General features: G+C 59.0%; 7 protein-coding genes. 5 read left to right on the top strand and 2 right to left on the bottom strand.

Going from position 1 to position 12,672, the window contains the following annotated elements; genetic code table 11:
• Together QRN54_RS02615 and drmB are read left to right on the top strand one after the other, a co-directional pair.
• Window positions 1–3,186 (top strand): helicase-related protein, encoded by a 3,186-nt coding sequence (locus tag QRN54_RS02615; protein ID WP_285181536.1) that lies wholly within the window; start codon window positions 1–3, stop codon window positions 3,184–3,186.
• Window positions 3,183–4,889 (top strand): MrfA Zn-binding domain-containing protein, encoded by a 1,707-nt coding sequence (gene drmB / locus QRN54_RS02610; RefSeq protein WP_285181535.1) that lies wholly within the window; start codon window positions 3,183–3,185, stop codon window positions 4,887–4,889. The genes QRN54_RS02615 and drmB overlap by 4 nt, the downstream gene beginning before the upstream one ends.
• 8 nt (window positions 4,890–4,897) lie before the next feature.
• Here drmB and QRN54_RS02605 read toward each other — a convergent pair whose 3' ends face one another.
• The gene (locus QRN54_RS02605; RefSeq protein ID WP_285181534.1) at window positions 4,898–5,332 is read right to left on the bottom strand and encodes a hypothetical protein; all 435 of its coding nucleotides are present in this window, start codon (window positions 5,330–5,332) and stop codon (window positions 4,898–4,900) included.
• On the bottom strand, window positions 5,329–6,231 hold the full coding sequence (locus tag QRN54_RS02600; RefSeq protein WP_042922676.1) for a ParA family protein: 903 nt from the start codon (window positions 6,229–6,231) through the stop codon (window positions 5,329–5,331). Before QRN54_RS02600 ends, QRN54_RS02605 begins: the two co-directional genes overlap by 4 nt.
• Window positions 6,232–6,374: 143 nt before the next feature.
• On the opposite strand from QRN54_RS02600, the gene QRN54_RS02595 reads away from it, so the two are divergent.
• From QRN54_RS02595 to QRN54_RS02585, 3 genes are all read left to right on the top strand, one after another.
• Window positions 6,375–7,517: a DNA cytosine methyltransferase gene (locus QRN54_RS02595; RefSeq protein ID WP_285181533.1), complete on the top strand. Its 1,143-nt coding sequence runs from the start codon at window positions 6,375–6,377 to the stop codon at window positions 7,515–7,517.
• Window positions 7,518–7,612: 95 nt separating this feature from the next.
• The gene (locus QRN54_RS02590; RefSeq protein ID WP_350318867.1) at window positions 7,613–10,561 is read left to right on the top strand and encodes a helicase-related protein; all 2,949 of its coding nucleotides are present in this window, start codon (window positions 7,613–7,615) and stop codon (window positions 10,559–10,561) included.
• Window positions 10,561–12,666, top strand: a complete 2,106-nt coding sequence (locus QRN54_RS02585; protein ID WP_285181532.1) for a DNA methyltransferase — start codon at window positions 10,561–10,563, stop codon at window positions 12,664–12,666. Before QRN54_RS02590 ends, QRN54_RS02585 begins: the two co-directional genes overlap by 1 nt.
• Window positions 12,667–12,672 lie beyond the last annotated feature (6 nt).

The following is a 12,672-nucleotide window of genomic DNA, read 5'->3' as shown; positions in this document are numbered from 1 at the left end:
ATGACCGAGCTGGATGCGATGTACGGGTTCCGTGCGGAGATGGTCGAGGAGCTCAAACTCGATCTTCTCGGTCCGGGAGAGGGCGCGTCGGAGGTGCTCGCAGAACCACCGTTGGATCGCTACGTGGTGGGCGTGCTGTGGCCGACGGATGAGCCCCTGCAGGAGGAGCCGGAACCCGACAGTGCCGAAGCGGATTCCATTGAAGGTGAAAGTGATTCACCTGTTGCGCAATCCTTGATGCGCTACCCCTCGTCGATGGGTTTGACGTTCACAGTCGATGTTGGTCTGGTATCCGAGGTGTCTTTCGATGTGTCGGCAGCACGATACAGACCTTCCGAGACGCTCGACGACCAAGACCAGGGTGGCAAACGCCGCAGAGGACGGAGTCGGCCTACCGCCTGGACCAGAGAGGCATGTACGCCAGAACGAGTGCGCCATTCACTGGCCACGAAGGGTGCAGTGAAGCTGCATGTTGCACCAGGCTTGGAGCTGTACATTCTGACTCGGACACCGCGTGACGGTAAGGTGACGGTCTCCGCCGTTCTCCGGAACAAGCTTTCGGTGAACAAAGGTGAACTCAAAGACGCGAGTGCCTGGTTCCAGGTCGAACTTGTCGTGACAACCGAAGTGCCTGCGATCGTCGACCGTAGTGCGCCGAACAGGCTCGGCGGCGAGGGTGACTTGCTCTCGGCGGAATTGATGTACCGCAATGCACGCAACTTCGGCATCGGGCACGGATGCGCCGTCACCTGGAGTGGAGTCGAGGCGACCACCGATCGCATCGCCACGACGCTGTTGCCTACGCACGAGGTTTCCCGCGCCCGGCCTGGGAAGGTCGGACCCGACGTCGATCTGAGAATGTCTTTTCTCGCAGGAGCAGACAAGGCGACTCTGGTCGCCACGTTGGGCAAGCTTGTCACCGCATATCGGGAGTGGATCAGCGAGCTGGAAGGGTCGGTGAAGGCCGGCAAGACGAACATTCCTGAATCGCTCGATGGCACCGCAGACGTTCACTTCGAGAATGCGCGCGAGGCCGCGAATCGCATAGAATCGGGAATCGAGCTGCTCGACAAAGATTCCGAGGTTCTCCGGGCATTTCGCCTGGCAAACTCTGCAATGCAAACCCAGCGTGCCCGACAGGTCTGGGTTCGTGCCGGTGCCACTGGTCCTGTCGGTGACGGAATTGATCAAAGTTGGTATCCGTTTCAGATCGCGTTCATCCTGCTCAATCTTCCTAGCATCTCCGACCGAGAGCACCCGGAGCGCGGCGTCGCGGATTTGCTGTGGTTCCCTACCGGTGGCGGAAAAACCGAAGCGTACCTGGGACTGGTTGCGTTCATCGTTCTCCTGAGGAGAATTCGCGATGACACCGCTATTGGCGTAGCTGTAATCATGCGGTACACCCTGCGTCTGCTGACAATTCAGCAGTTCGAACGCGCGACGATGTTGATGTGCGCTCTCGAACGAATTCGAATTACAGACGGCAGCTTGGGCGCGAGACCGTTCTCGATCGGCTTGTGGGTAGGTCGGGGGGGAACACCGAATACGCTCCTCGAGGCAAAGAAATCGTTGCGGTCTCTGCGATCGGAAACCGAGATCACCGAGGCGAATCCGGTCCAGCTGACGCAGTGCCCTTGGTGTGGAAAGACTCTCGATCACACGAAATATTCGGTCGTAGCCAGTCCTGAGCCGAAGCTCGTTATCGCTTGTCGCAACAATGCATGCGACTTTGCGGCCGGACTGCCGGTTTATGTTGTGGATGAGGACATTTACGAATATCGACCCGAGCTGATTCTCGGCACGGTAGACAAGTTCGCCATGATGGCCTGGCGTTCCGATGTCGGAAAGCTCTTCGCGCGAGACGGAGTTGGTAGCCCGCCTGATCTGATCATCCAAGACGAGCTCCATCTGATATCCGGACCTTTGGGGTCGATGGTCGGTCTGTACGAGACGGCAGTGGATGTCGCGTGTTCGGTTCCGGGGAAGGGTGGAGCGCCCGGATCAAGACCTAAGATCATCGCGTCGACGGCCACCATCCGCCGGTCTGATGAGCAGATCAAGATGGTTTTCGACCGGGAGTCGCGCCAATTCCCACCCCCAGGAATTGATCCCGATCAGTCGTTCTTTGCTGAGCCGGCGCCGCGCGACACCGCAGGAACTCGAATGTACGTAGGCGTGATGAGTCCGGGCACCAGCCACGCGACTCTCCTCGTGAGGACGTATGGTGCGTTGCTGCAGGCAGCGCAGGACATCGAGTCCGAGGACTGCACTCGGGATCCCTACTGGACACTCTTGGGATACTTCAACAGTTTGCGAGTACTCGGCAGTGCCATGCTGCAGGTCGAAGGAGACGTTCGTGAGCGACTGGGCGTCGTATCCAGGCGTGGCGGCACCGAGGCGCGCCGGCTGGAGTCTGCGAATGAGTTGACCAGCCGCGTTTCGTCAGCGGAAATCCCCAGGCGGCTCAAGAGTCTGGAGCGGAAATACGATTCGGGAACCGCCGACGACATCGTTCTGGCCACGAACATGATCTCGGTCGGGCTGGACATCGATCGGCTCGGGTTGATGACCGTCATGGGGCAACCTCAGTCGAGCTCCGAGTACATCCAAGCCACAAGCCGCGTGGGTAGGAAGTATCCCGGGCTGGTTGTCACGATCTTCAACTCCGCTCGTTCGCGAGATCGATCGCACTTCGAGAATTTTGTTCCGTTCCATCAGGCCCTCTACCGTGCCGTAGAAGCCACGAGCGCAACTCCATTCGCTGCGCGTGCGCGAGATCGAGGGCTGCACGGGGTCTTTGTATCCCTCGCGCGGATGATGATCGGTCCGATGTCGGGCGAAGGGGGCGCGCATGCTGCGCCTGCGCATGAGGAAGAGCTTCGAAACTTGATCTCCATCATCGAACGACGGGTGGAAGCGACATCGAGCGACGAGAGCGAAGACACCGTGGAGCAGTTGAACGAAATGCTCAAGGTATGGATCGAGGAGGCGAAGTCCCGCGATTCCATGAAGTACCAGGATCGCAAGAATTCGATGGACGCGCTTCTGATCGAGCCTTCGTCTGCACTCACTGATGACAACATCGAATACACCCAAACCGAGACGCCCTGGCCCACTTTGATGAGTTTGCGCGATGTCGACGCGGAGAGCGCCCTGTACACGATCCGAATGAGGAGCCAGTCATGACAGTCGCGAAAGCTCGCCGTACTCAGCTGCTGAGTACGTACGGTGTCGGGAGTCTGTTCCCCTCGGAGACAACGAGTTACATGATTGCCGGTATTCATGAGTGGAAGGCGCGTGATGCGGACCTCATCAGTGAACCGCGTCTTGCGCGAAGTCTCGGAGTGTCCGAGCTGAAAGCTCCGCCTGCAGGATCGAAGCGCAAGCGCGACATACCGGTGATTCGATTTCCCATCACGCAGGTCTGCCCGTCGTGCAGGAGAATCGATTCCATTGGAAAGTTGTCCAACGATCGAGAAGTTGCTCGCTGCTCGTGTGAGAAGCGAACGGAACTGAGCCCGTTCCGTCTGGTTATTGCCTGCACACGTGGGCATATCGACGAATTCCCCTACTTCCGATGGCTTCATCAGGGCCAAGATGGCGGATCGGAGCACACGATGCACCTGCGCGCCCAGGGCCGGACTTCGTCGCTCGCCGACCTGGAATTGACCTGTACCTGTGGTGTGCAACCCAGGACCCTCGACGGTTCAGCTGGTCCGATGGCACTGGCCGAGTTCGGTAAGTGTGCCGGTCGTCGCCCATGGCTGGGGCCCGACGAGTCCCAGCACTGCGAAGAGACACCTCGGGCTGTTCAGCGTGGTGCGTCCAACGTCTGGTTGCCTGCCGTCAGATCGGCAATTTCGATCCCGCCGTATTCTCAAGCACTTGCCAAGTTTGTCGACCGCCATTGGGTTTCGCTCCGCGATCCTGAGGCGGTAACGCCCGCGCTTTTGCGTAGTCTGGCGGGGCACTCTCGTCGATTTTCAGTAGAGCAGCTCGAGGCCGAGCTGGATCGACGCAGAGGCGAAGCGTTCGACGACCTGCTTACCGAGGAGGCACTCCGACGCCAGGAATATGCCGCTCTTGTCGAAGGCCGCGAACAAGAGAGCCTTGACGATGATTTTGTGTGCCTGGAAAGAGATGTGCCCGTCGACTTCGAGCACTTGATTTCCGACGTTCGCAAGGTGACTCGGTTGCGGGAAGTGCGCGCGCTCTATGGCTTTACCAGGCTTGATGACAACGAAGAGAATCTGTGCGCATTGTCGCCGGACAAGACGCATTGGTTGCCTGCGATCGAGGTGATCGGCGAGGGCATCTTTATTGCTTTTCATCGAGATGCCCTGGAGGACTGGGCACAAGAGAGTTTTCCGGTCGAACGGTGGAGCTTGTTCAAGAAGGTTGCCGGTCCCGCGTTGCAGCGACCTGACGAACGCGCTGTGACGGGTCTGATTCGTGTTGCACTTCATACGTTTGCGCATGTGGTGATCGACCAATTGTCGCTTGAAGCAGGGTATCCGGCGGCGTCACTGCGAGAGCGGCTCTATGTTGACGATACAGGTATGGCTGGTGTGTTGATCTACACCGCAAGTTCCGATTCCGCAGGCAGCCTCGGCGGAGTGGCATCGCAGGCAGAAACCGAACGGCTGGGCCCGGCTCTCACTGAAGGTTTGGCTCGAATGTCTTGGTGTTCAGCCGATCCCGTCTGCATCGAATCGCAGGGTGCCGGCGCCGATGCGATGAATCTGGCTGCGTGCCACGCTTGCGTTCTGTTGCCGGAAACCTCATGCGAGTTGGGAAACCGGTATCTGGACCGAGCCTTGCTTTTCGGAACGCCAGAGGACGGTCATGAAGATCGCGGATTGTTCAGCGAGGCCCTGGAGTCGATCTGAGGACTGGATCAGCGGAATGCGTTGTCGCGCGTGCTCGTAGCACGGACGCGCTCGACAATGCGTTCCCTGACCTTGCCGGCCGTCTTCCACTTCATCGAGCGCTTGTCGGGATCCAACCCGTATTGGTGGAGGATGTCTCGGAGTTGTTCGAGATCCAGACCACCCAGTTCCTTGCGCAGTCCATCTTCTCCGTCGCTGCGAAAAGCTGCGAAGGGATCAAGGGCTGCTGGTGCCCTTGGTGTGCTGACTCTTCGGGCTTTGGTTTCCGTTCGAATGGTCCGCGAGGCGCTAGGGCGGGCGTCCCCAACGGCAATGTGTTCTGCGACGAGTTTCCCCATTGTCAGCACAATGATCGCGGCGTTCGGATCCTGAGCTGCCAGTTTGTTGATCGACAATTCGAACGCCGTCTGGGCGGCGACGAGTTCGTCGTTGATTGGTGTCACGTGTAGATCTCCACATTCGTCATTACGTGGGATGTGAGGTCTCTCAGATCGTCGACCTTCTTGCCTCCGCCGTATCGGTTTTTCAAGGTGCCGAAGTCGAAGAACTCTGCTGCCGCTGCGATGTCCGTCGCTTCGGGTATCCAATAGGGGATGACATTAGGTGGGCGTTCGATGAGCTTGCGTTCTGCAGCAGGCAATGCGTCGTAGTCGAGGACCGCGTTCTGCAACCGCTGGATGGTGTTTCGGTGCAAGTTGGTGTTCGCGCGATACTTGGTGATGATCAGTCCGAGGGCTTGGACGTGATGTCCAGTTTTTTCGGAGAACATCCGCACACGCTTCTGAATCTGCGGAATACCGTACGTGGACAGCACATCGGGAATCGTCGGAATTACGTACGCGTCGGCCAACATCAGTCCGTTGCGCGTGATGATCCCCATATTAGGCGGACAATCGATGAGTATGTAGTCGTAGTGGTCTCTCACCGTGTCGACAGCTTCTTTGAGAACTAGAAGCGGTTGCAGCGAATCCGGCTCGTCATATTGCCACGCTGCGACTTCTTCGGAGATCTCGATCATGTCGAGTGACGACGCCAGGAGGTCGATACCGGCCAATTTCGCCAGCGGTGACACGTTTCGTTGAATCGCATCGTCGATGTCGAACTTTGGCGCTTGCGAATCGAGGGCCTGTTCGAACAGTGCTTTCAGCGTGCGACCGGAGTTGTTGAGCTCGTGCCAGTGTTCGGTCCCTATCATCATCGTTGTGAGATTGGTCTGGGGGTCCAGGTCGATCAGGAGAACACTCTTTCCGAACATGCCCGCCATGAACTCGGCGAGTGCGGCGGTCATTGTGGACTTTCCGACGCCACCCTTGAGGTTTATGGTCGCAATTACTTTGGCCATGAGGTGCGTCGGTCCTTACATCTCGGATGCGGTGGTGGTCGTCACGGGCGAATTCGCATTCGACGCAGACTCTACGATGACCAGGCGACAATGCGGCTGTGTGGTGGCTGGAGTCGACCATCGGTGTCGTAAACTTCGCCGTTATGGAAGACAATCGCAGCGCACAGTGTGATCTGTCCACGCACTCGGTTGTCGACCTGTTTGCCGGTCCCGGAGGCATCGATGTCGCTGCGACGTGGCTTGGAATGAGTACCCACGGAGTCGAATGGGACGACGATGCGCATGCAACACGTATCGAGGCCGGCCTGGATACTGACCATCGTGATGTTCGTGAGCTAGGTCCGAAGAAATTCCCCAATGCAACCATTCTTGCCGGTGGGCCCCCGTGCCAGACGTTTACAGTGGCGGGATCCGGTAGCGGCCGGGACGCTCTCGATGATGTGCTGAAGTTGGTAGATCGCATGGCTCGGGCTGAAGACGTGTCATCTTCGCTCAAGGGCCTCGATGACGAGCGCACCGGACTGGTGCTCGAACCGCTGCGTTGGGTCCTCGAAGCGCACGGTGCCGGCCGACCGTACGAAGCGGTAGTCCTCGAACAGGTTCAGACGGTCCTCCCCGTGTGGGAGGCGATGAAGCCGGTTCTGGAGTCGCTCGGTTACAAAGTTGTGTGCACAGTCCTGCGAACCGAAGAGTTCGGTGTACCGCAGACCCGCCGCCGAGCGGTGCTGCTCGCCAACCGGACGGTGACGCCGATCCGTCCGGTGCCCACGCACCAGGCGTACCGAGCGGGAATGGTGCGTGGAACCGGAGAATCGCATTTGCTGCCATGGGAAACCATGGGTTCGGCTCTGAAGCGGGGCGAGTGGTTCGAGGTTGTGTCCAACTACGGCTCGGGCGGAATTCCCTCCGCGCGGGGGCGGCGAACTTCTGATCAGCCGTCGGCCACGGTGACCGGCAAGATTTCGCGTAACCGCATTGTCGACCACATGGGGGACGAACAGGAACGATTCTCTCCCGCCGAAGCTGGTCGGTTGCAGACGTTCCCCCTCGACTACAAATGGGCGGGGCAAGGTTGGGCCCAGCAGGTGGGGAATGCTATGCCGCCCAGGTTGGCTGTTCATGCGCTTGCGGCCGCCTTTGGCCGCGTTCCGGTGACTGCGCAGCTGGACAGCAAGATCGAGGAGTCCTGGATGCGATCACGAGTGTCCGACACGCCGGTTTTAACAGTAGCTCCTGACCTGGGGATGGAAGGTGCGCTGGATCTTGGTGCCGCTGTGGCGGTCTGACTCCAGAGTAGGTAGGGAACAGCGGCGCACTAACCGTCCGACCGTTATGGTTGGATTTCGAGCCGGCACGGCCCGAAGTGAGAGGACCACCACGCGTGACAATCAGCGCTACCCCCGTCGTCGGCTCAGCAGCCGGGGGCGAGTATTCATTTAACGTTGCTCCCGGCTCGATAGTGGAGGTTCGGGATGAGGAATGGTTGGTGTCCTCCGTCGAACCGACGTCAGACGGATACGTAGTGCACGTGTTGGGTCTCTCCGACTTGGTGCGCGACACAGAGGCATCGTTTTCGACTGCACTGGATGAAGTTGTGCCGGTCGATCCCACAGACGTAACGGTGGTGGCCGATACCTCGGATAAATTCCGTAGATCACGGTTGTGGCTCGAATCGATGCTCCGCAAGACCCCGGTTGCGATTGCCGATCCCAGCCTCACGACTGCGCACAAGGCACTTGCCCGGCCACTCGAATACCAGTACAAGGCTGTTCGTCAGGCGCTGGATCCTGACAACCTTCGCCCGCGCATACTGCTTGCCGATGCTGTCGGTCTCGGGAAGACACTTGAAATCGGGATGATTCTGTCGGAACTGGTCCGGCGTGGTCGTGGTGATCGCATCCTCGTCGTGACTCCGAAACACGTCCTCGAGCAGATGCAGATGGAGCTGTGGACTCGGTTTGCTCTGCCGTTTGTCCGCTTGGATTCTGCTGGGATTCAACGCATTCGACAGATCCTTCCTGCGACTCGCAACCCGTTCACTTATTACAAACGGGTGATCATCTCCATCGATACCCTCAAGAGCGACCGTTACCTCAACCACCTTCGTAAGCAGCAATGGGACGCGGTGGTCATCGATGAATCCCACAACGTCACCAATGTTGCCGCTCAAAACAACCGACTCGCCCGGCTGTTGGCGTCGCGGACCGACGCGTTGATTCTTGCGTCGGCAACACCGCACAACGGTCGTGCCGAATCGTTCGCCGAGCTGATTCGCATGTTGGATCCCAGTGCCGTGTCCCCGTCAGGTGAGTTGGATGCCGAGCAGGTCAAAAAGCTTGTCATTCGTCGCCATCGCCATCATCCCGATGTTGCCAGCGAAGTCGGCTCGGATTGGGCGGAACGTCAACCACCACGCAATATCACGGTGGATGCCTCGGCCGCTGAGGACGCAGTAGCCCGCGAACTCGAAGATGTGTGGCTCTGGCCTGAAAAGGGGCAGTCGCCGTATTCGGGTTCGACGCGGTTGTTTCCGTGGGTGCTCGCGAAAGCATTCCTGTCGTCTCCGGATGCGCTGACGCAGTCGATCGTCGAACGACGAAAGCGGTTGGACCCGGAGGATGCAAGTGCAGCAAGGGAAATCGTGGCGCTCGATCATCTCGGCGAGTTGGTGGCCGCTACACCACTGCGCGAGTCTGCGAAGTACAGAAAGCTCCTCGACTATCTTGCGGAAATCGGCGTCAAAAAGAACGGCGACACCCGCGTTGTCGTGTTCGCGGAGCGCGTCGCGACGCTGAAGGCACTTGCACAGGCCCTCTCGAAGGACCTGACGATGACTCTCACCGAGGGGCGCGACCTTGGTCAGGTGACGGTATTGCACGGTGGACTCAGCGACGTCGAGCAGCAGGACATCGTCGAATCATTCAAACTCGAGTCATCACCCATTCGAATTCTGGTCACGGGTGACGTTGCGTCCGAGGGCGTCAACCTACACTCGCAGTGTCACGACATGGTGCACTACGACATTCCCTGGAGCCTGATTCGAATCGAGCAGCGCAACGGGCGCATCGATCGGTACGGGCAACGGCATCGCCCTCGGATTGTGACCTTGCTACTGACACCGTCGACGAAGCACTTTGCGGGTGACGTGAGAGTTCTGACGCGCTTGGTGGAGCGAGAACACGAGGCGCACAAGGCTTTGGGTGAATCTTCTTCACTGATAGGAACTTACGACGTTGCAGCGGAGGAAGAGGCCATTCGTCAGGTTCTCGCCGGCGAGAAGTCGCTGGATTCCGTCGTTAAGACTGTCGATCAGGTGACCTCAGGCGGTGGACTCAGTGGTCTTCTTGCCCAAATTGGTGCTGCCAGTGAAAGCCTGGACGCATCGTCATCGCCGGTGCCCACCGAGCCGCCGACAAGCGGCGAGGCATCTACCAGTTTGTATTCGTCCGAGTTCGAGTATCTTTCTGATGCCTTGGAGGAGTTCGTCGGCACGCCGAGTAAACCAGCGCCGAATGGTGTGTCCTGGACTGTGCACAAGGCGCAGTCGATTGCCAGTCTCACCCCGCCGCGTGACCTGAAGCAGCGATTGCAGGTTCTGCCGCAGTCGTATCTTCGGGCGCGGTCGGTCACCGAGACCTACAAGCTGGCGCTCACAGCACTGCGGGGCGAGGAAGAACTGCGCGCTGCGCGGGCAGGGGAGTCGACGTCGACGTGGCCCGAGGCGCATTTCCTTGCGCCCCTTCATCCGATTCTTGATTGGGCTGCAGATCGGTCGCTCGCAGATCTGGGTCGACGGCAGATTTTCGCGGTCTGCGGGGCAGTGCCGGATACGACGGTGCTGGTCCAGGTAACGCAAACGAATACACGTGGGCAGGTAGTCGCTGCGTCGTTCTACACCGTGGCGTTCCCTGATGTGAACAATCCAAGTTTCGGTCTCGCATCTCCGCACCCGAGCGCGGCTCATGCAATTGCGGTACTTGGCCTCGCTGATATCAACACCGCCGCTCTCGGCAACGTCGAAGCCCTGCAGCTACTGGTTGCTGCAGCCGTTCGTGCCGCAGATTCTGCAGCCGAAGAACACGCAGGCGCGATCAGGGACGAGACTCGGCAACGAGTAAGTGAATGGACTTCACGCGCAGAACGGTGGACCCACGAAGCCGACGCGCTGATCCAACGTGACGAGTTACGTCAACGGGCAGATCGAGTGTCACACGAGCGAGAAGTCGCCCAATCTATGAATCCCGACCGCCGACTTGTCCGTCCGCTACTCGTCGCGGTGCCGGACAGTTCGACGAGTCGGAATGTAGCGACGACAGGGAAGAGTCTCTAGTGAGTTCAACATCTGATGCCCTGATTGTCGGCGAGGATTTTGTCAGCGAGCATTACTTCACCACCGACGCGACATCTCAGTCGTTCAACGCGCGAGTGATCGATCGGCGCAAGCAATGGGAGTCCGAAAAGTCCGCCGGGCAACCAACTGCGCGTTCGCGTTTCACCGCGCAACGTGGTGATCTGACGCGAGACTTCTTGGGCTTGGGTGAAGCTGCGGACCAGCAAACGCTGAGTGAGCTCTACTCGAACCTTCGCTCGATACTCGGGTACGAAGGTGTGCGCTGGGAGATTGTGCGAATTGGTGGAACCGACACCGAATCGGGGCCTGCGCTTGCGGTCCGTACTCGCGGATTGGCCGGGCCTGCACCGTTGGTGATCGTCGAAGGTAGGGCGGAGCTCAGCGTCGAGCAGTTGATCGCCAAGGACGAGAAGACGCTGCGAACAGTTTTCAGGACTGGCGACGAGGACGTTCCCGGCGAAGACCTGGCTTCAGTGGCACAATTGCTCTCCCACCTGTCGACGGCGGAAGACGGTCCACAGTTCATTCTTGTTCTCGCTGGGTCCCACGCCCTGATCACCGAACGAAGCCGCTGGCTCGAAGGTCGCTACCTCGCCGTCGACCTGCAGCTGATCTGCGAGCGAAATGATGACAAACGAGGTGGTGAGACGGACCGAGCATTAGCCTGCTTGGCGGCAGACTCGCTTGCTCCCGATGCCGAAGGCAATATTTGGTGGGCCGGGGTGATCGACGAGTCCGCCAAGCACACCGTTGGAGTGTCCAAGGACCTGCGCGAGGGCGTTCGGCTGTCGATCGAACTCATCGCCAACGACGTCGTCACTCGGCGAGCCGTGCAAGGACTGGCTCCACTGGCAGATTCGGACGCGCAAGAGCTTGCGGGACAAGCGCTTCGCTACCTGTACCGCATCTTGTTCCTGCTGTACGCCGAGGCCCGGCCCGAGCTCGGCGTACTACCAACAGGTGAGCAGACGTACGAGCGCGGCTACAGCCTTGATCGTCTCCGAGAGCTGTTACACGTCGAGCTGGTCACACCTCGGGCCGAGAACGGTACGCATTTCCACGATTCGTTGCACACCTTGTTCGAACTTGTAGACATAGGTCACGACGGGTTGTCCGGTGATGCATCGAGAACTGAAGGGCTCACCTTCAGACACCTCAAGGCTGATCTTTTTCGGCCGCGCGCAACTGGGTTCATAAATGATGTCAAGCTGAGCAATTCTGCCGTGCAGAAGGTGCTTCGGAATCTGTTGTTGAGCAAAGAATCTCGGGGAAGAGATCGCGGCTTCATTTCCTATGCAGATCTCGGTATCAATCAGCTCGGCGCGGTGTACGAGGGATTGATGAGCTACACAGGCTTCTTCGCGAAGGACACGCTCTACGAGGTTGCGAAGAACGGGGATTCCTCCAAAGGATCATGGGTGGTGCCGGAGGGGCGAATCGAGGGCATTGCCGAGTCCGACTTCGTCACTGTGAAGGATGAGCTCACCGGGGAGCCGACCAAGGTTCGACATGAGCAGGGCACCTTCGTGTTTCGTTTGGCAGGCCGCGAACGTCAGCAATCGGCCTCGTACTACACCCCTGAGGTGCTGACGAAGTTCACGGTGGGGCAGGCCCTCGAAGAGCTGCTCGATCAGGATGGAACGATCACTTCCGCTGAGGAAATTCTTGATCTCACTGTGTGCGAGCCCGCCCTGGGGTCAGGAGCTTTCGCTATCGAAGCAGTGCGCCAGCTAGCCGATCAGTACTTGACACGTCGGCAGCGTGAGCTGGGCATGCGTATTGACCCTGAGGAGTACCCAACTGAACTGCAACGTGCAAAGGCATACATAGCACTTCATCAGGTGTACGGCGTGGACCTCAATGCAACTGCGGTTGAGTTCGCCGAAATCTCGCTATGGTTGGACACCATGGCGCGCGATCTTGATGCGCCGTGGTTCGGATTGCATCTCAAGCGTGGTAATTCACTCATCGGTGCCAGGCGTGCTCTTATTCCGAGTGGGCAATTGAAGTCTCGGGGATGGCTCGATGCCACGCCGATCGACGTTCGCCTTGCGGACAACCTGCTGGGCAAGCCGATGACGTAGTGGACG

The sequence above is a fragment of the Rhodococcus sp. MEB032 genome (assembly GCF_030208925.1).
GTDB lineage: Bacteria > Actinomycetota > Actinomycetes > Mycobacteriales > Mycobacteriaceae > Rhodococcus_F > Rhodococcus_F qingshengii.
The sequence above is the reverse complement of the archived record's forward strand: the minus strand, read 5'-3'. Positions and strand labels throughout refer to the sequence as shown.